The following is a 24,238-nucleotide window of genomic DNA, read 5'->3' on the forward strand; positions in this document are numbered from 1 at the left end:
CGGCGGGCATCGTCGGACGCCACTCGATTCGACATGGGAATGTGGGGCCTGCAACACGATCGTGCCGGTGGTGCCTGGTCGGTCGCGGACGAGCGGCGGCCCGGCGGTCCGCGACGCATGGTCGGGCCCCCGTGTCCCGAGCCCGTCGACCGGCGGGCCGGGCCCGGTCCGCAGGACGGAAGGGCCGGTTCCGGAGCGCCGGAACGTCTGGACAACATTCGGCAACCCCCTTCCACAGAGCCGTCGTTCGACTCCAGGAAGACCTGCCGGGGCCGCCTGGGGCGCTGACGTGAGATTGACCACTGCGCGACGGTGCGTCGGCCGCCGAACGCGCGGCGGCGCGCAGCCGATGAGCCGGAAGAGCCCGCTCCGGTCACGAGGTGCCGGGTGCGACCACAATGTCGACGGGGCTCTGAACAGCCGCCCGACCACCGGACGGGGCCGGCGGGAGGAGACGGGGAGAGGAATGCGCGATGACCGGGTCGTCGGTCATCCGCGAACGGTAGGGCAGCGAACACCGTCCGATCTGTAAGGGGCTTTCGCCGCAGGCACCCTGATGTTCCGTCGGCCGGTGCCCCGGGCTGCGACAGCGACCCCGGTCGCCGTGACCGGCGAAGGCGGCGCCCCCCCGGAGGCCCCCCACGAGCATGCCCAGAACACCGGGGCCTTGGAAAGGGCTGGCCACATCGTGGAACAGATCGTCTCGCCGCCGCAGCTGTTCAGACACGTCGCGACCCACCACGACCACCGACTCGATCCGCACGCAGCATCCACCCCCTCGGCCCGCAGCCTCGCCCGCTGTGCGACATGCCGGAAAGACCCGTCCCCGCCCGCACCGCGGGCCGTCGCCCCCCGGCCCCCGCCGGAAGACGCACTCGGACGCGCCCCCTGGCCTGTCCATGCCGATTCAGACTCTACGTCATGTCGAACACGATCGGGTGATGATCGTGATCATTTCTGTGACCGGAGTGACGCCTGTGGCATGTCGCTCTCCGTGTGCACAAAGGGCGGCCGGCCGGTCCGAGCCATGCCGATGACCGGCGTGGCGCAGGCCGTACCGACCGCTCGACGTTCAGCCCGTCACGGCGAGTTCGGCCACCACCGCACGGTGATCCGTACCCGGCACGCGGTGCCCGGACACCGCCACGACGGTCAAACCTTCACCACGGAGGACATGGCCGATCTGGATCACCGGCGGTAGGTGCGGGAAGTCCGCATTGTCCTCCGGCCGGGCGGGCGAACCGCCCCGGCCGAGTTCGGCGTGGGAGTTCGTCAGACCGGTGGCGGGCAGCCCGGCCAGGGCCGCCGCCCACCACGGGCGCAGGGCGAGCAGCACACCCGGCACCACCAGGCCGGCGACCGCCGCGTAGGGCAGGAGCACCATCGGGAGCGCCGGCGGGGTGCCGTCGTGCCGTCGTCCCAGCCGCCGAGCCGGATCGCGACCAGCGCCACCGGAAGCAGCAGGACCGCCCCGCAGAGTCCGATCAGCACCCTGCGCGTTTCCACGTCCACGTCCACGTCCACCAGCTGATTCCGGCCACCCGCTCTCCCACCGGGTACTCCACTCCGCTCCCCACGGTCCGGCGCGGCCGGCGGGTTGCCCGGTGGCTCGCCCGGGCGGCCGTCGGCCCGGTTCTCGCCTTCGCCTTCGCCTTCGCCGTCGCCGGAGGACGCGGTGGGCGGGTGCGGCGGTTCCGGCCCGCGCAAGCCCCGTCCGGCGCCGGGCGGGGCTTGCGCGGGCCGGGACGGAGCCCGTCAGGCGGAGGCGAGGTGCGCCGTCCACTTGGCGCGCCAGGCGAGGGCGTCGGCGACGGCCTCGGCGATGGTGCGCCGCGCGGTCCAGCCGAGGAGTTCGCGGGCGGTGTCGACGGCGGCGTAGCAGCCGATCACGTCGCCGGGCCGGGGGTCCGCCTCCCGGACCTCGACCTCGGCGCCGACGGCGGCCTCGAAGGCCGCGATCAGCTCGCGGACGGTGGTGCCCTCGCCGGTGCCGATGTTGATCACCCGGTAGCGGTCCTCGGCCGCGGGCTTGATCACCTCGTCGAACCGGGTGAGGGCGGCGACGTGGGCCTCGGCGACGTCCTGCACGTGGATGTAGTCCCGGATGCCGGAGCCGTCCCGGGTCGCCCAGTCCGCGCCGGTGACGGTGAACGGCACGCCGTCGGCATGGGCCTCGATCAGCTTGCCGAGGGCGTGGGTCGGCCGGAGGTCCTGCAGCCCGGTGCGCAGCCGCGGGTCGGCGCCGACCGGGTTGAAGTAGCGCAGCGCGACGACCCGGAGGTCCTCGGCGCCCTCGCCCCGGGTCCAGTCCTGGAGGACCAGCTCCATCATCTGCTTGGTCCGCGCGTACGGGCTGCCGGCGGCGACGGGGCAGCTCTCGTCGACCCGGGCGTCCGGGGTGGGCGCGTAGATGGAGCCGGAGCTGCTGAAGACGACCCGGGTACAGCCGTTGCGCTGGAGGCCCTCCAGCAGCTCGACGGTCTTGGCGACGTTCTCCCGGTAGTAGAACAGCGGCTTGGCGACCGACTCCGGCACCACGATCCGGGCCGCGCAGTGCAGGGTTGCGCCGATGTCGGGGTGCTCGGCGAAGACGCGGTCCAGGAGGTCCGCGTCGGCGATGTCGCCCCGGTAGAACACCCGGCCCTCGACGAACTCCGGTCGGCCGGTGGAGAGGTCGTCGAGCACGACCGGCGTGATGCCCTGGTCGAGCAGTGCGGACGCGACGGTGCTGCCGATGTATCCCGCGCCACCGGTGATCAGGACCTTCTTCATACGCGGACGCTCCCTTGCTCCCGTCGGACGCCGTGGCGGCGTCCGGTTGAGAGGGGGGACGGTGGGTTCGGGCCCGCCGGTTCCGCTGACCTGCGGATCCTTCGACCGGGAGTCAGCGCCGGCGGGCCCGGCGGCGGAGCGCGAAGCCGGTGGCGGCCAGGACGACGGCGGCCACGGCGGTGCCGACGGCCAGCCGGACCGCCGTGGACGAACCGTCGCTCCCGGCGGCGGTGTCCTGCGCAGGGGGCACGGTCTGCCCGGCGGTCGGGCCGGTCGTCGGTCCGGCCGTCGGTCCGGCGGAGGGGGACCCCGCCGGAGGGGTCGGTGCGGGCGTGGCTCCGGACGTGAGCGTGGGCGTGGGCACGACGGTGGGCCCCACCGTGGGCCCGGCGGTGGTGGGCTGCGCGCCGGACGTCCCGGTGGGGGTCGGCAGGGGCGGGTCGGAGATGACCGCCGGTTCGATGTCGAGCTCCCGCTCGCCGTGCCCGAGCGAGGGGAACGCACAGTCCACCGTGATCCGCCAGTGGCCGGCCGGCAGCATCTCCCGGGTGGTGTAGGAGCCGGGGTGCCCGGGCACGGCGACCAGACGCCAGGGCCCGGCCGAGCGGCCGTCGGCGGAGGTCGCGGCGAGCGACCCGGCGAACTCCTCGGTGACCGGGTCGTGGTCGTTCTCCCAGGTGGCCACGGTGGTGACGTGTCCGCTGTCCTGCCCGGTGACCTCCAGGTGGACGGTGTCGCCGTGGGCGGCGGCGGGCAGTGCGGCGGGTGCGAGAACGACCGCCCCCGCGAGGGCGAGGGCGGTGGCGAACGTTCGGGTGCGCATGGTGGGGCATCCTCGGGGGTGGCCGGGTGCGGCCGCCACCGCTGTCGAGCGGTGGCGGCCGCACCCGGGGTCATCGGGACGGGCGGGGGAACGGGCACGGCGGGGCGACCCGCCGTCGGACGGTCCTCGGCGGGGCCGCCGTCAGCTGGTCTTCTGGAGCGTCCAGGACTGGTAGGCCTGGCCGTTGGGCTTCTGCAGCTCCAGCAGCCAACCGCCGTAGTACCAGCGGCTGCTGACACCGAGGACGAGGGTCGAACCCTCGGCCGTCAGGGTGACCCCACCGCCCGACTGGGTGAGCCGCCACTTCTGCGCGCCGGAGTCGGAGCAGGGCTGCTGCGCGAGGTACTGGCCGGCCACCGGGGTGCCGCCCAGCTGGAGGCACTTGTCGGAACGCGCCGACTTGATCCGCACGGTGCCCGAACCGGCGTCCTCGAAGCTCCACTTCTGGTTGGCGTAGCCGGTGCGCTGGTAGGCGATGGCCACCGTGCCGTCGTTGAGCGAGCTGCCCCAGAGGTCGGCGGCCTGACCGGTCAGCCCGTTGACCATCGTGTAGCGGGTGCCCGGCTGCGGCTGGCCGGCGTCGGCGAGGGTGCGGAAGGTGGCGGCGCGACCGGGCTTGGAGACGCTGCCCGCGCTGTCGCGGACGGCGACGGCGACGGTGTACGAGGTGTTGGGCGCCAGCCCGACGACACCGACGACGGTGGAGCGGACGGTGCCGATGGTCTGGCCGTTCAGCAGGACGTCGTACCCGGCGGCGGCCGGCGCGGCCGTCCAGCTCAGCATGACCGAGTTCTGGGTGAGCTGACTGGCCGTCACATCAGGGGCGTTGCCACCGGTGGGCGAGGCGGTCGGGGTCGGCGTGGGCGAGGCGGTCCGGGTCGGCGTACCGGTGGGCGACGGGGTGGTGGTCGCCGTCGGGCTCCCGGTCGGGGTCGGCGCCGGCGTCTTGGTCGGCGTGCCGGTCGGGCTCGGCGTGGTGGTCCGGGTCGGCGTGGCCGTCGGGGTGGCGGTGGGGCTCGGGTTGGGGTTCGGGCCGGTGCCGCCCCCGGGGATCAGGAACCGGTTGTTGGCGACGTTCCAGTGCGTGGCCAGGTAACTGCCCGGCGCGGGAGCGGTGTTGTAGTAGTCGTCGTGGTGGCAGTCGAGCCGGTTGTCACTGGCGTTGTCCGGGCAGACCGTCTTCATCGCCGGGTAGTACGGGGTGTCCGAGTAGCACATCAGGTCCCACTCGTCGACGCAGTGGCCGCCCTTGCTGGAGTTGGGTGCGCTGTTGCTCACCGCACCCAGGTTGTGGCCGAGTTCGTGCGCCGCCGTGGAGCCGCCCCAGCAGCCGGAGTCGGTCCGGCCGTACGACGGGCCGAAGTTGCTCAGGTTGTCCTGCCCGGGGCGCTCGTCGCCCGCGAAGGTGCCGATGCCGCAGTAGACCTTGGCATCGGTGAACATCATGTACTTGCGGTCCTTGCGGTTGAAGCCCTGCGCCGCGAGCGCGCGGTTGCTCGCGTTGAAGTCCTTGATCTCGGAGTCCGAGATCTGCACGTTCAGCACCGAGGCGGTGCAGTCGGGTTCGGTGACGAAGCGGACGTGCCGCACGCCGCCGGTCTCCTGGGCGCTGGCGTTGTAGATGACGTCGACGTCCGCGGCCCACTTCTTGAACGAGGCCAGGTACTGGGCGAACCGGTCGTTGCCGGGGGCGTGGACGTACACCGCCTGGACCCGGTTGCCGGTGCTGCCGTCGCCCTCGCAGACGAGCGCGGAGCCGGCGGCGGCCGCGGCCTGCTGGGGCGCGGGCGCTCCGGCGGCGGCGTCACCCAGCAGGGCCTTCTGCCCGGCGTCCAGGACGGGCGCCGCACCCTTCAACAGGTCAGCGGCGGCCGGCGGTTGGGCGTCCGGGGCCGGGGTGAGCACCGGCGCCCGGTCGGCCGCGGCGGCCACCGGCGGGATGTCCTTGCGGATGTCCACGTCCTTGGGCGGCGCGTCCGGCCCGTGGCTGCAGAGCTGCCCGCCCGAGACCTCCAGCGAGCCGGCGCACCGGTCGCCGCTCGGCAGGGCCAGACCGGCGTAGACGAGACCGCGCTCCGGCTGGTCCTTGGGTATCTCCTGCAGTGGGGCGGCCTTCTTCTCCCGCTGCGGAGCGGGCGCCTGGGTGGCCCCCTCCGCGGTGCCGGTCTCCCCCGGGTCGCCGTCGGCGACCACTCCGGCCATGCCACCCGCCGCCCGGTCGGCCGCGGCGTCGGCCGCCACCGACACGCTGCGGTCCGCGGCCGGCTCGAACGCGGTCTGGATCCCCAGTGCGCCCGCGACCAGCCCGGCCACCACGGCTGCGGCCAGGAGCGCCGTCCGGCGCCCCGGCCTGCCGCTCCGGCGGCGACGCCGCTCGGTACTCCGGCGCTCGCTGCTCCGGTCTCCCATGTGTTCGTCTCCTCTCCTCGGTGTGACGGTCCGCCTGCCGCTGCTCGCGGCGGCCGGACCGTCCGACACCAGGGAGATCACGGCCGACCGGGCCGGATAACAGAAACCTCCTTTCGAAACTCGCGCAGATCTGCGGATGGCTTCGAACCGGCGCGCGAACGGGCCCACCGAGCACGCGGCGAACCCCTCGGCGCGGGCCGGTGGTCGGGCCGCTCGGCCCGCACCGCACCGGCTCCCGGACGGCCCCGCCCGACCGGTCCGGTCGCCCGCGTGACCGCCGTTCACCCGGGCCGTGGTCACCCGTGCGAGGGAAGAACGAAGGTTGTCCTTTGAACAGTTGCGGCCGCTGGCCAGAATGGGCTTCCTCGGTCGACCGACCGGTGGCCGATGACCGGTGACCGCCGGAGTCCGGTGACCGGCAGCCGGGGACCGGCGATCGAAGAGCGGGGGTGGGGGCATGGAGCCGGGTTCGCCGGGCTCCGGCCGGGGGGTCGGGGCGCACGCCCGTCCGGCCGTCACCGGTGCCACCGCCACGGGCTGCCCGGGCGCCCCACCCCGCCGGCACACCCCTCGCCGCTTCGCGAAGTCGGCTCCCCCGAAGCGGAGTTCGTACACGAGCGGAACCCGTTCGTCCGCGCCCTCGTCCACTGGGCGGCCCCGCCGTCCGCTACCGCACGGAGGCTCCTCGATGATCCCCCGGCCGCCCGTCGGGCACCTGGTGCCACTCCCGCACGACCCGCCGGACGCCCCACCCCCGACGGCCGACCGCGGCTCGGCGCACCCCGGCTCCGAGCGTCTCACCGCCCACCGCACGTCCGCCCACCGCACGCCCACCCACCGCTTGTTCGACCACCGCGCGTCCGACCGCTCCGCCGGAGCGCGGTGAGCACCGCCGTCGTGCTCGGCGGCGGACTCGCCGGGCTCCTGGCCGCCGCGGCCCTCGAACCGCACGCCCGCCGCGTCACCGTCGTCGAGCAGGACACCCTCCCCGACGGGCCGTACCCGCGCCGGGGGTTACCGCAGGGCGACTTCAGCCACATCCTGCTCGGTGGCGGAGCCGATGCCCTTGACGCGCTGCTGCCGGGAACCGTCGACGCGCTGCTGGCCGCCGGAGCACACCGCCGGCCGATGCCCTCCGGCATGCTGATGCGCCTCGGCCCGGGCTGGCTCCAGGCCTTCGAGTCGACCGCCTATCTGATCGCCTGCAGCCGGCACCTGCTCGACCACATCGTCCGGCAGCGGCTGCGCGGCCGGGCCGCCGTCACGATCCGCGAGGGCACCTCCGTCCTCGGCCTGACCGGCGACGCGGCCCAGGTCCGCGGGGCGCTGGTGCGGAACCCGGACGGATCGCGCGAGACCCTCCCGGCCGACCTGGTCGTGGACGCGACCGGCCGCCGCTCCCAGGCCCCGCGCTGGCTGCGCGCACTCGGCTCGACAGGTCCGCGGGAGGTCACCGTGGATGCCGGACTCGCCTATGCCGCCCGCCTGTTCGACGCGCCGCGCGGCAACCAGGGCTTCCCCGTCGTCAGCATCGTCCCCGTCCCCGGCCGGCGGACACCCGGGCGCGGCGCCACCGTCGTCCCCATCGAGAACGACCGCTGGATCATCACCCTCTCCGGCACTCGGGCCGGCGAACCCACCCGCACCGAGGCCGAGTTCCACACCTTCCTCAAGGGTCTCACCCACCCGGTCGTGCACGACCTGGCCCGCGCCGCCCGCCCCGTCGGCCCGATCCGCACGTGTCGCGGCACGCTGAACCGCCGCCGCTGCTACGAGAGCGGGACACCCGCGGGGTTCGCCGCGACGGGCGACGCGCTGGCCGCCCTCAACCCGGTCTACGGCCACGGCATGGCCGTCGCCGCGCAGTGCGCCGTCGCCATCCGGACCACCCTCGACGCCGAAGGGCTCCACCCGCACGTCAGCGCCACCGTGCAGCGACGGATCGCCCGCGCCGTCGACACCCCGTGGAAGATGGCCCAGGAGCAGGACCGGGACTTCCCCGGCGCACGGTCGAACGAACCTCCCGCCCAGCGGCCGACCGCGCGACTCGGCCGCTGGTACACCGAGCGGCTGCTGCGCGCCGCCCTCACCGACCCGGCCGTCTCGGCGGCCTACTTCGACGTCTTCTCGCTCGCCGCCCCCGCCGGCCGGCTGACCTCGCCCGCGGTGGCCCTCGCCACGCTGCGGCCCCGCCGGACCGTCCCACCGACCCTCGGCGAGGCGATCGCCCGGTTCCCGCGGGTGGCCGAACTGACCGGACCGTACTGACCCGACCGTACTGACCGACCTGTTCTGACCGGACCGTACCGACCGACCTGTTCTGACCGGCCCGTACCGACCGCCCGGCTCCGGTCGCCGACGGCCCCGCCGACGGTCGGCCGGCGGCGCCGGGAAGCGCGCTCGGGGGGTACGCGCTCCCCGGCATGAGGTGGCGGAGCCACCCGGCCGGCTGGTCCGAATGCCCGGACCACGGCTGCCGTGACCGGAATGCTAGACCTGAGCCGGCGCCGTGACCAGAACTCCGACCAGCCAACTTCCCGCCCAGGACATGCCATTCGGACCGCCCCTGCAGGCCCGCCCGGCCCCTGCTGTCACTCCGACCACCACGGCAGGCCCGCCGCCCAGCGCGCGACCCAGCCCGCGAAGCCCGGCTCCCCCGCCGACCCGCCGTCCGGGGCGCGGTAGGGGACGGCGCCCTCACCCGTGATCAGCCAGATCTCGCCGCGCCGGGGGCCGGAGACCACCAGGTGCCAGTACATCCCGCAGCCGTCGGTGCCCAGCACGATCGAGCCGTGGTGGAAGACCCGCTCCAGGAGCGCCTCGACCTCCTCCTCGGGCCGTGGATCGTCGTCCCACAGCCAGGTGGCCGACAGCGGGAACGGCTCGGCGAGGACCTGCCCGGGACGGCCGGCGCCCCAGTCGGCCGGGAGCGCGGCGGCCGGTATCAGCCCGTGGTGCGGCGGGCCGTCCGAAAAGCCGTCACAGATCTCGGCCACGAACGTCCGGTACGGCTCGGGCAGCACGATGCCGTGCTCGGCCTCGAAGGCGCGCACCCCGCCGCGGCCGAGTGGTGGTGTCCGCACGGCCGACCCGGCCCGGTCGGCACCGAACGCGGCGCGCAGCAGAGCGAGGTCGGCGGCCGAGGCGTGTTCCGTCATGCCGTCAGGGGTACCAGAGGGGTACGACAACCGCGGCCCCCGCACGAAGGGCACGGGCTCAGGGCAGCTCACGGTGGCTCGGGGCTGCTCAGGGCTGCTCGGGGCTGCTCAGGGCTGCTCAGGCCGCGACGCCCAGGTGTCCCACGCCGTAGGAGTGGACACCCTGCGCGTGCATGGCGGCGAGGGAGGCCGCCAGGCGATCCGGGTCACCCGCCAACCAGAGCCGCAGCCCGGCCGCCAGCGCCGCACTGGCGGGGCCGACCGGCAGCCCGGCGGCCCGGGTGACCCGCTCACCGACCAGCGGGAGCAGGTCCGCGACCGGCAGGGGCAGCCAGAGGGTGACGGCGCAGGGCGCGGGCCGGGCGAGAACGCGCAACAGCCCCGGCACGCCCGCGTCGTCGTGCAGGGCGGGGATGACGTCCAGCAGGCCGTCCACCGCGACCTCCGACACGTCACCGCGGTGGCCGCGGGCCAGTGCGCGCAGCAGGGCCCGCTCGGCCGCGGAGATCCGGACGGTCAGCATGACTTCTTCGCAGTCCATGGTCCCAGTTCCCGTCTTGCGCTAGGGGTGTGCCGGTCGGTCGGGTGCTCGTCTGCTCGCCACTCGTTCGGGGCGGTGCCGTGCCGCGTCCCGCGTGCTGCGCTTTGCCTCGTTCGTCCGGCGTCCTGCGTCTCGCCTCGTTCGTCCTGCGTCCTGCGCCTTGTCTTCTGCGTCCTGCGTCCTGCGGTACCGGACCGGCCGGGGTCGTCCCGGGCGACCGGTGCCGTCCGATACCTGCCCCTCAGCAGGGCCGCGCTACCGCCGTGATCAAGCCGTAGTGGCCGTCGTAGCGGCGGTAGAGCACCCGGCCCCGCGCATCGCCGGGATCGGTGTGGAAGACGAACGGCCGACCGGTGAGCCAGAGCCGGCGGGCCGCCTCGGCCAGGTCCGACGTGGGCGCGGGACGCGGGCTTTCGGTCGTGAGGAGCCCGGAGCCGCCGGCGCGCGCGCCGGCGTGGGCGCGCACCACCCGGAGGCCGCCGCTCACCGCACCGCGGTGGACGACGGCGTCCTGGCCGGTGAGCGCGTCGACGAAGAGGTGGAAGCGGTGGTCCAGGGCCAGCATCGCGCGGGCGGCCTCGTCGGGGGTGCAGCGGGCCGGCGTGACCGATTTCCGCCGGACGAGCTGCCGTTCGGCCAGCGGGCGCGGCGCGTACTGCGGCCGGTAGGCGCTCTCGTACACCGCGGCCAGTCCGATCTCCCCCTGCTCGCGCAGCCGCGTGGCGCGCCCGGCCAGCGTGCCGAGCGCGACGTCCACCGCCTCGGTCCCGGTCGCGGCGGCCAGTTGCACCCGGACCCGGCCGACACCGTCCAGCTCGACCGCGGCCTGCGCCACGACCGGCCGGGTGAGCGAGCGGTGGCGCAGCCGGGTGAGCCGGATCCGGACGGCGTGCGCGCCCGGCCCGAGGGCCGTGCCCAGCCCCAGTGCCCGCGCCCGCGCGTACTCGGCATCCGCGCGCGGCAGTTCGCCGCGGATCTCCACCCGCAGGTCGGGGGCCGGCGGGTGGTGCAGACGGGTCATCAGGTCCTCCTCGGTCCGGGACCATGCTGGACCGCCCGGGGCCCTCCCGCCGAGGGCCGAAAGACCTGGTCTGTGCGGCAGCCCGGGACCACCCGGCCCGGGCCCGGCCGCACCGGACCGCACCGGACCGCACCGGACCGCACCGGACCGCACCGGCCGGGCCGCACGTGCCTCCGGGGGTCCCCGTCACGCGCCTCCGCCGTGCCCCCGGCAGCCGGGGCGCCGCTCGCGGGCCGCACGCCGCGCGCTCCACCGATGGGGTGATCCACCGGAGTACGGCGCAACGCCCGCCGGACCGGCGCGTTTCCCATGTCGTGCGCCCTCTGGCAGTGGTGCGCGCGGGGTCCGCTCCGCGGAGCCCCCGATTCCCGCCCCCGGTCGCGGCGACGACACCGGCGGTGCCGCCGCGACGGTTCATCTGGTGAGAGGTAATGTCATGGTCCTGACGACTGAGACCCGGAGATCGACCGTTCCCCCCAGAAGCACCCCACGGAGAACCCCCGCGGCCCCTCCCCCGCTCGCGCCGGGCGCGCTGCCCGGCCTCGGCCACGCCCCCGCCCTGCTGCGCGACCCGCTCGGCTTCCTCGGCTCGCTCGCCCGCCACGGCGGCGTGGTGCGGATCCGGCTCGGCCCGCGCACCGTCTGCGTCGTCACCGACGCCGGCCTGGTCCACACCCTTCTGGTCGCGCTCGCGTACGACTGCCCGCGCGGCGCCGTCCAGGACACCCTCAGGACGGCGTTCGGCGACGGCCTGCTGATGTCCGAGGGCCAGGCGCACCGCGACCGCCGCCGGACCGTCCAGCCCGCCTTCGGCCCGGAGCGGACGGCCGAGTACCTCGCGGTGATGCACCGGGTCGCCGAGGAGCGGGCCGGGAGCTGGCGGGAGGGCCAGGTCCTCGACGTCGCGAAGGAGATGAACCACCTCGCGCTGGAGATCGTCACCAGCACGCTGTTCGACGCCCGGCTGAGCGAGGACGCCACGCTCGCCTTCCACCGGGCGCTGCCCGACCTGGTGAAGGGCCAGATCGTCCAGTCGCTGTACCCGCACCCGGCGTTCGCCCGGCTGCCGCTGCCGGTCAACCGGCGGTTCGACGCCGCCGTCCGGGTGCTGAACCAGGTCGTCGACCAGGCCGTCGACGGCAGTGCCCGGCCCGGCGGCACGCCGGCGGGCGGCTGCCCGTTCGGCGGTTCCGCGGGCGGCGGGCGGCCCTCCGGCCCGGCGGACCGCACCCTCCCCGCGCTGCTGCGCGCGGCCACCGACCCCGCCACCGGCCGGCCGCTCACCGAGGCCGACGTCCGGTCGGAGGCGATCACCATGTTCGGCGCGGGCACCGAGACCGTCTCCACCACGCTCACCTGGCTGCTCGACGAACTGCTGCGCCACCCCGCGGTGGAGGCCCGCGTGCTGGCCGAGCTGGACGAACACCTCCCGGCGGGCACCGTCCCGACCCCCGAGGCGCTCGCCCGGCTCGGCTACACCCGCAGCGTCACCCAGGAGGTGGTCCGGCTGCACGCGCCGAACGCCTTCCTGATGCGGACGGCGACCGTGCCGGTCGAGCTCGGCCCGTACCGGATCCCGGCCGGCACCGAGCTGCTGTACAGCCTCACCGCGCTGCACCGCGACCCGCACCTCTATCCGGAGCCGCTGCGCTTCCACCCCGGCCGCTGGCGCGAGGGCGGCGCGGCCGCGACCGCCGGGCGGCAGGCGTTCCTGCCGTTCGGCGCGGGCAAGCACAAGTGCATCGGCGAGGCGTTCGCCTGGGCGGAGCTGACCGTGGCCACCGCCGCGATCCTGCGCCGCTGGCGGCCGACGGCGGTGGCGGGATCCCGGGCCCGCGAGGTGGTCTGGACGACCGTCCAGGCCCAGGACCTGCGCGTCCGCCTCGCCCCGCGCACCGCCGCCACCCCGGACCGACCGGCCGGCCAGCCCGACGGCCGGGCGCCGCACGAGGTGCCGGCCCGCCCCGCCGCGGTCGCCGCCCGGGCCGCGCTCGGCCCCCGGCCGGCTCCGCCCGCCTACCCCGCCGCCCGGCCGCCCGCCCCCGGAGGCCCGCGCCGGCCCGCCGAACTGCGCGCCTCCACCGCCCGGCACGCCGACTGGGTGGTCGGCCACGGCCTGCTCACCCCGGCCGACCTGCCGCGCTACCAGGCCTACGCGCTCCCCGAGCTGATCGGCCACGCCTACCCCCGGGCCCGCGGCGCCGAACTCGACCTGCTCGTCGACGTCCTGGGCTGGTTCACCATCCTCGACGACCGCTTCGACGGTGCCCCCGGCCGCCACCCCGACCGGGCCCGCGCCCTCGTCGATCCGCTGCTCGCCGTCCTCACCGGCCCCGACCGCGCGACCGCGCCCGCCGGACCGGCCCCCGGCGACGACCGGCTCCTGGGCGCCTGGCGGGAGCTGTGGCTGCGGCAGAACGAGGGCATGTCACCGGCCTGGCGCGCGCGCGGCGCCACCGAGTGGCGGTCCTGCCTGGACACCTTCATCGCCGAGGCGGTGCACCGGTCGCGGGGCACCTCCCCCGGCCTCCCCGAGACGATGCGGCTGCGCCGCCACGCCAGCTGCCTCTACCCGTTCATGAACATACTGGAGCGCGTCCACGGCGCCGACGCGCCCGCCGGGCTGCACGCCGATCCCGAACTGCACCGGCTGCGCGCCCACACGGCCGACGCCGCGACGCTGATCAACGACCTCTACTCGCTGGAGCGGGAGGAGCGCCAGCCGGCCGCCGCCTTCAACACCGTGCTGACCCTGCAGCGGGTCCGCGGCTGCACCCGCCGCCGGGCGGAGCTGTCGGTGCGCGCCCGGATCGCGCGGCTGCGCGAGGAGAGCCGGACGCTGCGCCGCCGGCTGCGGCGCCGCCACCCCGCCGGGCACTGGTACCTCGACGGCAGCCGGGAGTTGGTCGACGGCGTCTACGCGTGGACCAGCACCAGTCGCCGCTACCTCAGTGACGGTCGCCGAGGGTGAACAGCAGGAGCACGAACCCGGCGAACAGGTGGGTGGCGAAGATGTAGATGCCCGCGCGGATCAGCATCGCCCTGCGCCTGCTCTTCTCGTCGCTGGTGCCGCTGGCCATGGCCGGGTTCTCCTTCGGTCGGGGGCCGGGTGCGCGATCGGACGGCCGGGCGGCGGCGTCGGGCCGGACGGCCGTCATCCGCTCGTCACTCGCTCGGCGCGGGGGCCCGGCGCCCCGGCGGCGTCCGGCTCCCGGAGCTCCGTGAGCAGCGCGCCCTGGTCGGTGATCAGGTCGGTGAGGATCCGCCGGGCGGCCCGCAGGAGTTCGGCGACGTCCGGCGTGCTCAGCGCGTACACCACGGTGTTGCCCTCACGGGTGGCCGTGACCAGCCGGGTGCGGCGCAGCACGGCGAGCTGCTGGGAGAGGTTGGACGGCTCGATCCCGATCTCGGCCAGCAGTTCGCGCACCGGCCGCGGCCCGTCCTGGAGCAGCTCCAGGACTCGGATCCGGACGGGGTGCCCGAGGGTGCGGAAGAACTCCGCCTTGGCCTGGTACAGCGGGACCGCCATCGTCCGCTCGCTCCCTGCTGCTCGGTGGTGCCGGTGTGCACGCCCGCGCCGGCGGGGCCGTGCCCCGGCCGCCACGACCGGGAAGCATCATCCTGGCAGATGAAGATTTCTTCAAGTCATCATCATCCGGAGCCCGAGCACCCCGGGGGCGCGCCGGGCCGAGCCCGGGGCGCCCCCGGGAAACGCGGTGGCCGGGCCCGGGGGTTCGCACCACCCCCAGGCCCGGCCGCCACGCACGCGTCGCCTAGCAGGCCACCACCACATCCACGGTCACCGGAGCCGGGTTCCACGGGAAGGACGCCACGCCGAAGCTGCCGTGGACGGTGGACCCGCAGGGCACCGTGCCGCCGACGCCACGGACCTGCACCGTGCTGGCAGTGAACAGCGTGCGCCCGTTCGACGAGCCGAGCGAGGCACCGCCCACGACCTCACCGGACAGCGTGGTCAGCAGCTCCTTGGTCTGCGGGGCGGGACCGCCCGGGGTCGGCGGACCGGCCAGCGAGACCTGTCCGTACAGCTGGACCTGGTCACCGGTCACCTCGACGCACACCTTGGTCGCCAGGCCGGCCTGCAGCCCGGAGGCACCGCAGGTGGTGACGGTGCCGGTGGCGGTCGTGGTGGCGGCACCGGCCTGCGCCGGAACGGCCAGCAGGGTCGCCGCCCCGGCGACCCCGGCGGCGAGCAGAGCAATTCGGTTCATCGGATTCTCCGTCTTCTGAAACATCGACTCATTCACATGTGACATTTCACATGTGCCATGCCTCAACCCTGGCATGGGATTCGAACACCTGAGTGGTGATCCACCCCGGAAAACCTGAACAGACCAGAAATCGACCTTCGATGGCGCGATCACCGCCGCCCCGCCCGTCCCGCCCGTCCCGACCGAGACCGACCGAGACCGACCGAGACCGACCGAGCCGCCCGGGGTCCGGGCGCACGGGACACCCGGTCGGCCGTGCGCCGCGTGCCCCGCCCGGTCCGGACGCGTTGGGCAGGCGTGAAGCCCTTCCGCACGACCTTCGCCGCCGTGCTCGCCGCCCTCGCCCTCGTCGCCGCCCGGCCGGTGCCCGCACCGCTGATGGGTGCGGAGGTGCGCCTGCTCCCCACCGGGGATCGCGTCCTGGCCCTGACCTTCAACGCCGCCTGGGACGAGACCGGTCTGGACACCGTGCTGAGCACCCTGCGGGAGCGCGGGGCGCCGGCCACCTTCTTCCCCACCGGCCAGTACGCCGAGCGGCACCCGGACGCGGTCCGCGCGATGGCGGCCGCCGGGCACGGGCTCGGCAACCACTCGTACAGCCACCCGCTGTTCACCGAGCTCGACGCCCGGCAGGCCGGGGCCGAGGTGCTGCGCGCCGACACGGCGATCCGCAAGGCCGCCGGGACGGACCCCCTGCCGTTCTTCCGCTTCCCCTACAGCGAGACGACGCCGCAGCGGATCGCCGACGTCAACGCGCTCGGCTTCGCCGACCTCGAGTTCACCACCGACACCAACGGCTACCTCGGCACCGCCGGCGGCATGACCACCGCCAGGGCCGTCGACCGCGCCCTCGCCGCCCTCGCCCCCGGCGCCATCCTCCAACTCCACGTCGGCGCGTCCGACGCGAGCGCCGAGCGGCGCTGTCTGGACGCCGAGGCGCTCCCCCTGATCATCGACGCCGTCCGCGACCGCGGCTACCGCATCCTGGACCTGCGCACCCTCCTGGACGGCTGAGCCGCCCTCCCCCGGCTCCCGCTCAGCTCCCGCCGACCGAGTCCCGGAGGGCGTCGATCCGCCGGACGGACTCCAGGAAGGCCGTCCGGTCCAGGCCGCCCGCGTCGAGGGCGGTCGCGAGGGCGGTCGCGGCGGCCTCGCCCTGGCCGGCGTCGCGGGCGGAGCAGAGCAACAGGTCCATGCCCGCCCCGGCGGAGGCCAGGGCGCGGGCGCCGGTGTCGCCGTAGGGGGCGAGGGCCCCGGCCTCCAGGGCGTCGGTGACGGTGACGCCCCGGAAGCCCAGCCGGTCGCGGAGTTCGCCCTGGACCACGGCCGGGGAGAAACCCGCCGGACGGTCGGGGTCGAGGGCGGGGTAGACCGCCCAGGAGGTCATCACCAGCCGGACCCCGGCGGCGATGGCGGCCCGGTACGGCTCCTCGCCCCGGGCCCGGAGGTCGGCGAGGGGGACGGGCAGGGTGACGGGGCCCTCGTCGGTGTCCAGGCCCCCGGGGGCGGAGCCGAGGCCGGGGAAGTGCTTGGCGGTGGCGGCGACGCCGAGGTCCTGCTGGGCGGTGAGGAAGGCGCTCCCCAGCCGGGCCACGAAGGCCGGGTCCTGGCCGTAGGAGCGCTCGCGGTGGTCGATGAAGTTGTCCGGGGCGTCGTAGACGTCGAGGACGGGGGCGAGGTTGACGTTCAGGCCGGCGTCCGCGACCGTGCGGGCCGCCCCGGCTCCCGATCGGGCGGCCTCGCCGACGGGATCGGCCGACGCCCCGGTGCGGCGCGCGGAGAGTACGGGCGCGCCGGGCAGGCGGCGCACCTGACCGCCCTCCTGGTCGGTCAGCAGCAGGAGCGGGCGGGGGTCCGGCGCCTCGGCCGCGGCCTGCCGCAACTCGCCGACAGCTGCCTTGAGTTGCTCCGGCGAGGTGACGTTCTCGCCGAACAGGATGACACCGGCCGCCCGGCCCTCGCGGATCGCCCGGAGCACGGTGGGCGACGGCGTCGGGCCGGGGTAGGAGTAGACGATCCGCCGGCCGGCGAGCTGCCGGGAGTCCAGACCGGCGGTCCGGTCGGTGGGCAAGGGGGAGCCCGCGGTGGTGGGCGACGCGGCATCCGGACCGGTGGCCATCGACGAGGTCCTCTCCGCCGCGGACGGCGGTCGCTGCCCTCCCTGCGCCGAACAGGCCGGCACCAGGGCCGCCGCGGTCAGCAGCAGCGCCGGGAGCACGACACCGGCGGTCCGCGGCAGCGACGGCATCGGGCCTCCCCGGGACTGGGACGAGTGCGGACGGGTACGGGCGGACGGGTTCGAGCGGACCGGGCGAGGTGCCCGCCCGGTCCGCCACGCTACCGGGGTGGCGGCCGACCGGCACGGCGGACGGCACCCGCCCTCCCCCGGCCCCGGGCGCCTCCACGGCCCGTCACCCCGGCCCGCGCAGCAGCCGGCCCAGGACGGCGATGCCCTCCTCGATCCCGCCCGGCGTGCCCGCCGCGTAACCGAGGACGAGCCCGGGCGGGTGCGGCAGCCGGGCGTGCCAGGAGAGCGGCTGCACCTTGACGCCGTGCGCGAGCGCCGCGGTGGCGAGTTCGGCGTCACCGCAGCCGAGCCCGGCCGGGAAGGTGACCATCAGGTGCAGCCCGGCCGCGGCGCCGTGCACGACGGCCCCCGGCAGGTGCGCGCCGATCGCGGCGATCATCGCGTCCCGGCGGCGCCGGTGCCGGGGCCGCAGCAGGCGCAGGTGCCGCTCCAGCTCGCCGGAGTCCATCAGCCGGGCCAGCACCAGCTGGGGCAGCACGGGATTGCCGAGGTCGGCGAAGCGCTTGGCCGCGAGGGCGGCCTCGCGGTAGCGGGGCGGGACGAGCAGCCACCCCGTCCGCAGCGCGGGGGCGAGCAGCTTGGAGACGCTCCCCATGTAGCAGACCTGCTCGGGGAGGACCGCGCGCAGGGCGGGCACCGGCGGCCGGTCGTACCGGTGCTCGGCGTCGTAGTCGTCCTCGATCACCAGACCGCCCTCGCCGGCCCAGTGCAGCAGTTCGCGGCGGCGCCGGCCACCGAGCACCACGCCGGTCGGGAACTGGTGGGCGGGGGTGAGCAGCACGGCCGGGGCGCCGGTGGCGCGCAGTGCGTCGACCCGGATGCCCTCCGCGTCGACCGGGACGGGCGGGGTGGCGCGGAGCCAGTGGCCGAGGTGCTGGCGGGTGCCGAGCGAGCCCGGGTCCTCGACGGCGACCTCGCTGATGCCCGCCCGGCCGAAGACCTGGCCGAGCAGGGCGAGGGCCTGGGCGGCGCCCGCGACGATCAGCACCTCGTCGGGGTCGGCGCCGATGCCGCGGTTGCGGGCCAGCCAGCGGGCGACGGCCCGGCGCAGCGCTGCGCTGCCCCGCGGGTCGCCGTAGCCGAACTCGTGGGCGGGGAGCGCGTCGAGGACGGCGCGTTCGGCCCGGAGCCAGGCGGCCCGGGGGAAGGCGGCGAGGTCGGGCACGCCGGGCGAGAGGTCGATCCGGGCGGGCGCGGCCCGCAGCGCGTCGAAGCTGGCGGGGACGGGGTCGGCCGCGAACAGGGCGGGCTCCGGCGCGGCCGGCACCGGGGTCACGAACGGCGGCGGTGGTACGGAGACGGCCGCGGCGAGGACGACCGTGCCGCCGCGCCCCCGACCGGCGAGCCGGCCCTCCTCGGTGAGGCGCCGGTACGCGTCGGTGACGACCCCCCGGGAGATCCGCAGCTCCGCTGCCAGCACCCGGGTCGCGGGCACGCGGCTGCCCGCCGGGAGCCGGCCGTCCGAGATCGCCTCGCGCAGGCGGTGGGCCAGCCAGTCGCCGAGGCCGCCGGGCGGCGCGTCGGCGGCGTCGAGCTGGAGGAAGTCCGCACCGGCGGTTATGGACCCCTGGGCGGGCGTCACTTTGGACCTGTTCACCGGGCCATTGTGCGGGCCAGGGTGGGGTCATGACCACGGAGACGACGGACACAGCAGCCCCCACCGCCGGACCGGCGAGCACCCCGCTCCCGCACGACGACCGCCAGCCCCACGCACACGCCCACGAGCGGGGCGGTGAACAGGCCGGCGAGCACTCCTACGTCCACGGCTACTCGCCCACCGAGGCGCTGCGGCTGGGCGACCAGGCCGACACCCTCGCCGAACTGCTGCACGCCGGTACGGCCTACCCGGCGGGCAGCCGGGTCCTGGAGGCGGGCTGCGGCGTCGGGGCGCAGACCGTGCACCTGCTGGCGTCCAGCCCGGGCGCGGAGCTGACGGCCGCCGACATCTCGGCCGACTCGCTCGCCCAGGCCCGCGCCCGGGTGGCGGCGCAGGCGCCCGGCGCGCAGGTGACCTGGCACCACGGGGACCTGCACGAACTGCCCTTTCCGGACGACTCGTTCGACCACCTCTTCGTCTGCTTCGTGCTGGAGCACCTGGCGGATCCGTCGGCCGCGCTGACCGCGCTGCGGCGGGTGCTGCGTCCCGGCGGCACCGTCACGGTGATCGAGGGGGACCACGGGTCGACGTTCTTCCACCCGGACAGCGCCGCCGCCCGGGCGACCGTGGGCCACCTGGTCCGGCTCCAGGCCGACGCGGGCGGCGACGCGCTCCTCGGCCGCCGGCTGCACCCCGTCCTGGCGGCCGCGGGCTTCCGGGACATCACCGTCCGCCCGCTCACCGTCTCGGTGGACGACAGCCGGCCGGCGCTGGTGGAGGGGTTCACCCGGCGGACCTTCGTCGCGATGGTCGAGTCCGTGCGCGCCGACGCCCTCGCCGCGGGGCTCAGCACCGCGGCCGCGTTCGACCGCGGCATCGCCGACCTGCGGCGCACGGCGGAGGAGGGCGGGACGTTCCACTACACCTTCTTCAAGGCGGTGGCGGTCAACCCCTGACCGTCCGGCTGCCGTTGCCGGCCGGGGCCGGTGGCGCCCCGGTCCCACCCCGGTCCCGGTCCCACCCCGGTCCCGGTCCCGCCCCGGCCTCGGTTGTGCTACTCCGGGCTGTCCCCGAGGGAGGCGAGGAGGGTGCGCAGGGCGTCGATCAGCGCCTCGGTCTGCCGCTCGTCCAGGCCGGCCAGCAGCCGCCGTTCGGTGACCAGGTGGTCCGGGAGCGCCCGGTCGACCAGGGCGCGGCCCTCGGGGGTCAGTTCGACGTCCCGGCTCCGCCCGTCGGAGCCGCTGGGGGTGCGGGTGACCAGACCGCGGGCCTCCAGGCGGTCGAGCCGCTGGCTGATGGCACCGGAGGTGACCATCGCGGTCCGCATCAGGCCGGTCGGGGTGAGGCGGTAGGGCGGGCCGCTGCGGCGCAGGGTGGCGAGGACGTCGAAGGAGGGGGCGTCCAGACCGTGGGTGGCGAAGTTCCGCTTGAGCTCGGCCTCCACCAGGTAGGTGAGCCGTTTCAGCCGGCCGATCACCTCCATCGGGGAGACGTCGAGGTCGGGACGCTCGGCGCCCCACTGCTTGACCAGCCGGTCCACATGATCTGCCACGCCCCCAGCCTAAACGATGCCTTAGCGGTGAGATACCTCACACGACCGAACGGCCGGCGCCGGCCCGAGATGCCTTAGCGCTGAGATACATTGGCTTAGTGCTAAGGAACCGACGACTCGGAATCGTCCTGCTGACCGCGCTGGCCCCCGCCATCTGGGGTTCGACCTACCTCGTCACCACCGAACTGCTCCCGCCCGGCCGCCCGCTGCTCGCCGGGGTGATCCGCGCCCTGCCCGCCGGGCTGCTGCTCATCGCCCTCACCCGCCGGCTCCCGAAGGGCAGCTGGTGGTGGCGCTCACTGGTCCTGGGCGCGCTCAACATCGGCGCGTTCTTCGCCCTGCTCTTCATCGCCGCCTACCGACTGCCGGGCGGGGTCGCGGCCACCGTCGGCGCCGTCCAGCCGCTGATCGCCGCCGGGCTCTCGGCCGGTCTGCTCGGTGACCGGCTCTCACTGCGCACCCTCCTCTCCGGCATCGCCGGGATCGCCGGCGTCAGCCTGCTGGTCCTGCGCGCCGGCGCCCAGCTCGACGCCCTCGGAGTCGCGGCCGCGCTCGGCGGCGCGGTCGTGATGGCCACCGGCGTCGTCCTCTCCAAGCGCTGGACCTCACCGGCACCACTGCTCGCCACCACCGGCTGGCAGCTCACCGCGGGCGGACTGCTGCTGCTGCCCGTCGCCCTCGTCGTCGAGGGCGCCCCGCCCTCCCACCTCACCGGCGACAACCTGCTCGGCTACGGCTACCTCGGCCTGATCGGCGCGGCCCTGTCGTACGCGCTCTGGCTCCGCGGCATCCGGGCGCTGCCCGCCACCTCGGTCACCTTCCTGGGACTGCTCAGCCCGGTGGTCGCCACCGCCCTCGGCTGGCTCGTCCTCGGACAGAACCTCACCCCCGTCCAGGGGCTCGGCGCGGTGATCGTGCTCGGTTCGCTGGTCGCCGCCCAGACCCAGCGGCCCCGCGCCGCCGCGGCCCCGGCCGACCCGGCCCACCCGACCGGCCCGACCGACCCCGCTGACCCGGCCGACCCGGAACCCGCGCGGGACGGCGAGCGGCCCGCGAACGAGTCCGCCGCCGTACGCGCCTGAACCGTCGTCAGGCACTCCCGCGGAACCCCTCACCCACACCACCCCTCACCCGCACCACCAGAGAACCGGAGCCATCCCATGCGCATCACCGTCTTCGGCGCGACCGGCAACGTCGGCAGCCGGGTGGTGACCGAGGCCCTCGCCCGGGGCCACGAGGTCACCGCCGTCCTCCGCGACCCGTCCCGGCCGCACGCGCTGCCGGCCGCCGCCGAGATCGCCACCGGCGACGCCCGCAACCCGGAGGACGTCGCCCGTCTCGCCGCCGGCCGGTCCGTGGTGATCAGCGCCACCCGCCCCGCCCCCGGCAGCGAGCCCGACCTGGCGCTCGCCACCAAGGGCCTGCTGGCCGGCCTGGCCGGGACGGACGTCCGCCTGCTCGTGGTCGGCGGCGCGGGCAGCCTGACCCTGCCCGGCGGCGACGGCGCCACCGTCATCGACGACCCCGACTTCCCGGCCGCCTGGCTCCCCATCGCCCTCGCCTGCGGCGAGCAGCTCGCCCTCTACCGGGCCGAGACCGAGGTCGACTGGGCCTACCTCAGCCCCGCCGCGCTGCTCGAACCGGGCCGGCGCACCGGCCACTACCGCCTCGGGCGCGACGAGCTGCTGGTCGACGAGGCCGGTGTCTCGGCGATCTCCATGGAGGACCTCGCCGTCGCCCTCCTCGACGAAGCCGCTCGGCCGGTCCACCACCGCACCCGCTTCACCGTCGCCTACTGAGCCCCGCCGTCACCGCCCCCGGGAGTGCCCGGTGCCCTCGGCACCGGGCACCCGCACGTCGCGGGCGGGCCGGCGGCGGGGCCGGCCGCGGGGGCGGGTCGGTGGCGGGGCCGGCCGCGGGAGCGTCCTACGCGTTCCGGATCGCCGTCACCAGACCGGCGACGAGATCCGCCCGCTCGGCCATCGACGCGACCTCCAGGTACTCGTGGTCCGCGTGGGCACCCCCGCCGACCGCTCCGAGTCCGTCGAGTGTCGGGATCCCCAGGGCGGCCGTGAAGTTGCCGTCGCTCCCACCGCCGACCCTCATGCTCCCGACACCGGGCAGCAACCGCTCCGCCAGCGCGAAGAGTTCGGCCGACGCCGACGCGGGCATCGGCGGCCTGCCGACGCTCCCCCGCACCGTGATCCGCGCCCCGTCGAGATGCGGGGTGAGCGCCGCGAAGGCGGCCTCGATCCGCTCCTTCTCCCCGGCCGACTCGACCCGGACGTCGACGGTGACGGTCGCCCCGGCCGGCACGACGTTGTCCAGGGTGCCCGCCGAGGCCACGGTCGGGACCACGGTCGTGCCGACCTCCGGCCGGCCGAGCGCCGCGATGTCGAGCACCTGGTGCGCCGCCTCGACCAGGGCGTTGACGCCCGCCTCGGGTTCGAGGCCCGCGTGCGAGGCCCGGCCCACGACGGAGACCTCGAACGTGCCGCAGCCCTTGCGGCCGGTCTTCAGCGCCCCGCCGTCGGCCGCCCCCTCGAAGACCAGCACGGCGCCGCAGGCCCGCGCACGTTCCTCGATGAGGGCCCGGGACGAGCCCGAGCCGACCTCCTCGTCGGCGGTCACCAGGATCTCCACGCCCGACAGGTCGTCGAGGGCCGCCAGCCCGTGCACGGCCTGGACCAGGCCGCCGAGCATGTCGAAGACCCCGGGACCGGTCGCGTGCCCGCCCTCGACTGTGAACGGGCGGCGCCGGAGGGTGCCCAACGGGAACACCGTGTCGTGGTGGCCGAGGATCAGGACCTTGGGCTCGCCGCCGCCCGACCAGTGGACGTGCGGCCCGGCGTCGGTCCCGACCAGCACCGCGCGCCCGCCGAGACGGCTCTCGACCACACCCGCCACGGCCTCGGCCGAGGCCTTCAGCGCGTCGAGGTCACGTGACGGGGACTCGACCTCGACGAGTGTCCTGAGATCCTTGAGCATCTCGTCGACGTTCACCGGTGCGGCCTTGTGCGTAGTCATGCCCGCCACGCTACTGAACCCGCCCGCCCCTCGAACCGCCGTCCCGCCCCGAAGGCCCCCGAGCCCGACCCGTCGACCCGCCCGCCGCGCCCGGGGAACGTGTCCGGGCGCGATCAGCGGAGGGGAGGCGTGAGGGCGTGGGCGAGGAGGGTCTCCGCAGCCGCGCGCGCGTGCCGGCCGTAGTCCGCCTCGTTCAACACCATGGCGCGACTGGCCGCGCCGTCCGCGAGGGTCACCAACTGCTCGGCGAGCGCGGCGGGCTCGGCGCACCCCAGCTCCGCCACGAGCGTGGTGACCAGATGGGCCATCAGCAGTTTCCGTTCCCGGGCGTAGGCGTGGATCGGGCTCAGGGGGTCGGGGAACTCCGCCGCGGCACCGATGAACGGGCACCCCCGAACCGGGGCCGCCGCCGCGGCGGGTGGGTCGAACAGCCGAAGGATCCGCTCCCGGGGGTCGAGATCCTCACGGGTGAGCACGCTCTCCAGCGTGTTCCCCGACCCGGCGAGCGCCCGCAGGTAGGCGATCACGAGGTCGCTCTTGGTCCGGAAGTGGGCGTAGAGGGTGCGCTTGGACACCGGCGCCGCTTCCGCGATCTGCTCCATGCCGGTCGCGGTGATCCCCTGGTCCGCGAACAGCCGGGTGGCGGCGGCCAGGATGCGCTCCCGCGCACCCCGCCCCGGCCGCGCAGGTACGTGCACTTCCGTCTCCGGTGCCGCAGTCATGGGGGCGAGTATACGGCGGCGTTTACTTCCGCTGCGACGGGTGGGTAGAGTCGCACCCGTCCAAGTAAACGGTTGCGTC

At 75.6% G+C, this 24,238-nt stretch carries 21 protein-coding genes; 6 read left to right on the forward strand and 15 right to left on the reverse strand.

Annotation, left to right across the window (positions count from 1 at the left end; translation table 11 throughout):
• Nucleotides 1-1,072: 1,072 nt before the first annotated feature.
• The 4 genes from ACIF6L_RS16395 to ACIF6L_RS16410 form a co-directional block, all read right to left on the reverse strand.
• Nucleotides 1,073-1,384 (reverse strand): hypothetical protein, encoded by a 312-nt coding sequence (locus ACIF6L_RS16395; RefSeq protein WP_396487593.1) that lies wholly within the window; start codon nucleotides 1,382-1,384, stop codon nucleotides 1,073-1,075.
• Nucleotides 1,385-1,755: 371 nt separating this feature from the next.
• Nucleotides 1,756-2,772, reverse strand: a complete 1,017-nt coding sequence (gene galE, locus ACIF6L_RS16400) for a UDP-glucose 4-epimerase GalE (RefSeq protein WP_396487594.1) — start codon at nucleotides 2,770-2,772, stop codon at nucleotides 1,756-1,758.
• A gap of 112 nt (nucleotides 2,773-2,884) precedes the next feature.
• A complete protein-coding gene (locus ACIF6L_RS16405) occupies nucleotides 2,885-3,595 on the reverse strand; it encodes a hypothetical protein (protein ID WP_396487596.1) in 711 nt (236 codons plus the stop codon).
• A gap of 141 nt (nucleotides 3,596-3,736) precedes the next feature.
• Nucleotides 3,737-6,004, reverse strand: a complete 2,268-nt coding sequence (locus ACIF6L_RS16410; protein WP_396487598.1) for an RICIN domain-containing protein — start codon at nucleotides 6,002-6,004, stop codon at nucleotides 3,737-3,739.
• Between the two features lie 882 nt (nucleotides 6,005-6,886).
• Between ACIF6L_RS16410 and ACIF6L_RS16415 the strand changes: the two genes are divergently transcribed.
• Nucleotides 6,887-8,272, forward strand: coding sequence for an NAD(P)/FAD-dependent oxidoreductase (locus tag ACIF6L_RS16415; protein ID WP_396487600.1), 1,386 nt, complete (start codon nucleotides 6,887-6,889; stop codon nucleotides 8,270-8,272).
• A 323-nt stretch (nucleotides 8,273-8,595) separates the two neighbouring features.
• Here ACIF6L_RS16415 and ACIF6L_RS16420 read toward each other — a convergent pair whose 3' ends face one another.
• The 3 genes from ACIF6L_RS16420 to ACIF6L_RS16430 form a co-directional block, all read right to left on the reverse strand.
• Nucleotides 8,596-9,162, reverse strand: a complete 567-nt coding sequence (locus ACIF6L_RS16420) for an SMI1/KNR4 family protein (protein ID WP_396487602.1) — start codon at nucleotides 9,160-9,162, stop codon at nucleotides 8,596-8,598.
• Nucleotides 9,163-9,280: 118 nt separating this feature from the next.
• Complete coding sequence (locus ACIF6L_RS16425) at nucleotides 9,281-9,703, reverse strand: hypothetical protein (protein ID WP_329491251.1); 423 nt, start codon at nucleotides 9,701-9,703, stop codon at nucleotides 9,281-9,283.
• Nucleotides 9,704-9,944: 241 nt separating this feature from the next.
• Nucleotides 9,945-10,724 carry a sigma 54 modulation/S30EA ribosomal C-terminal domain-containing protein gene (locus ACIF6L_RS16430; protein ID WP_396487604.1) on the reverse strand — a complete coding sequence of 260 codons (780 nt, stop codon included), beginning with the start codon at nucleotides 10,722-10,724 and terminating at the stop codon, nucleotides 9,945-9,947.
• Between the two features lie 436 nt (nucleotides 10,725-11,160).
• Here ACIF6L_RS16430 and ACIF6L_RS16435 point away from each other — a divergent pair, with 436 nt between their 5' ends.
• Nucleotides 11,161-13,695, forward strand: coding sequence for a cytochrome P450 (locus tag ACIF6L_RS16435; RefSeq protein ID WP_396487606.1), 2,535 nt, complete (start codon nucleotides 11,161-11,163; stop codon nucleotides 13,693-13,695).
• Here the strand turns inward: ACIF6L_RS16435 and ACIF6L_RS16440 are convergent.
• From ACIF6L_RS16440 to ACIF6L_RS16450, 3 genes are all read right to left on the reverse strand, one after another.
• Nucleotides 13,673-13,804: a DUF6126 family protein gene (locus tag ACIF6L_RS16440; RefSeq protein ID WP_329491248.1), complete on the reverse strand. Its 132-nt coding sequence runs from the start codon at nucleotides 13,802-13,804 to the stop codon at nucleotides 13,673-13,675. The two genes, ACIF6L_RS16435 and ACIF6L_RS16440, sit on opposite strands and share 23 nt — an antisense overlap.
• Before the next feature lie 74 nt (nucleotides 13,805-13,878).
• A complete protein-coding gene (locus ACIF6L_RS16445) occupies nucleotides 13,879-14,253 on the reverse strand; it encodes an ArsR/SmtB family transcription factor (protein WP_396487607.1) in 375 nt (124 codons plus the stop codon).
• 244 nt (nucleotides 14,254-14,497) lie between these two features.
• Nucleotides 14,498-14,953: a hypothetical protein gene (locus ACIF6L_RS16450; protein ID WP_329491246.1), complete on the reverse strand. Its 456-nt coding sequence runs from the start codon at nucleotides 14,951-14,953 to the stop codon at nucleotides 14,498-14,500.
• Between the two features lie 297 nt (nucleotides 14,954-15,250).
• Between ACIF6L_RS16450 and ACIF6L_RS16455 the strand changes: the two genes are divergently transcribed.
• Nucleotides 15,251-15,967, forward strand: a complete 717-nt coding sequence (locus tag ACIF6L_RS16455) for a polysaccharide deacetylase family protein (RefSeq protein WP_359810035.1) — start codon at nucleotides 15,251-15,253, stop codon at nucleotides 15,965-15,967.
• A 22-nt stretch (nucleotides 15,968-15,989) separates the two neighbouring features.
• Here ACIF6L_RS16455 and ACIF6L_RS16460 read toward each other — a convergent pair whose 3' ends face one another.
• The gene (locus tag ACIF6L_RS16460) at nucleotides 15,990-17,201 is read right to left on the reverse strand and encodes a glycoside hydrolase family 3 N-terminal domain-containing protein (protein ID WP_396487610.1); all 1,212 of its coding nucleotides are present in this window, start codon (nucleotides 17,199-17,201) and stop codon (nucleotides 15,990-15,992) included.
• A gap of 163 nt (nucleotides 17,202-17,364) precedes the next feature.
• Nucleotides 17,365-18,858, reverse strand: a complete 1,494-nt coding sequence (locus tag ACIF6L_RS16465) for a PLP-dependent aminotransferase family protein (protein WP_396487612.1) — start codon at nucleotides 18,856-18,858, stop codon at nucleotides 17,365-17,367.
• A gap of 29 nt (nucleotides 18,859-18,887) precedes the next feature.
• On the opposite strand from ACIF6L_RS16465, the gene ACIF6L_RS16470 reads away from it, so the two are divergent.
• A complete protein-coding gene (locus tag ACIF6L_RS16470; RefSeq protein ID WP_396487613.1) occupies nucleotides 18,888-19,814 on the forward strand; it encodes a methyltransferase domain-containing protein in 927 nt (308 codons plus the stop codon).
• Between the two features lie 98 nt (nucleotides 19,815-19,912).
• On the opposite strand, the gene ACIF6L_RS16475 is transcribed toward ACIF6L_RS16470, so the two are convergent.
• Nucleotides 19,913-20,410 (reverse strand): MarR family transcriptional regulator, encoded by a 498-nt coding sequence (locus tag ACIF6L_RS16475; protein ID WP_329491241.1) that lies wholly within the window; start codon nucleotides 20,408-20,410, stop codon nucleotides 19,913-19,915.
• Between the two features lie 98 nt (nucleotides 20,411-20,508).
• Here ACIF6L_RS16475 and ACIF6L_RS16480 point away from each other — a divergent pair, with 98 nt between their 5' ends.
• On the forward strand, nucleotides 20,509-21,492 hold the full coding sequence (locus ACIF6L_RS16480) for an EamA family transporter (protein ID WP_396487615.1): 984 nt from the start codon (nucleotides 20,509-20,511) through the stop codon (nucleotides 21,490-21,492).
• A gap of 78 nt (nucleotides 21,493-21,570) precedes the next feature.
• Nucleotides 21,571-22,209 (forward strand): NAD(P)H-binding protein, encoded by a 639-nt coding sequence (locus ACIF6L_RS16485; protein ID WP_359837624.1) that lies wholly within the window; start codon nucleotides 21,571-21,573, stop codon nucleotides 22,207-22,209.
• A 127-nt stretch (nucleotides 22,210-22,336) separates the two neighbouring features.
• Here ACIF6L_RS16485 and ACIF6L_RS16490 read toward each other — a convergent pair whose 3' ends face one another.
• Entirely contained in the window at nucleotides 22,337-23,437 is a 1,101-nt protein-coding gene (locus ACIF6L_RS16490) for a M20 family metallopeptidase (RefSeq protein WP_359837626.1), read from the reverse strand.
• Between the two features lie 113 nt (nucleotides 23,438-23,550).
• Nucleotides 23,551-24,159: a TetR/AcrR family transcriptional regulator gene (locus ACIF6L_RS16495; protein ID WP_396487618.1), complete on the reverse strand. Its 609-nt coding sequence runs from the start codon at nucleotides 24,157-24,159 to the stop codon at nucleotides 23,551-23,553.
• Nucleotides 24,160-24,238: the final 79 nt, after the last annotated feature.

Origin of the sequence: Kitasatospora sp. NPDC086009, assembly GCF_044540385.1 — a bacterium.
In the GTDB taxonomy this organism is placed as follows: domain Bacteria; phylum Actinomycetota; class Actinomycetes; order Streptomycetales; family Streptomycetaceae; genus Kitasatospora.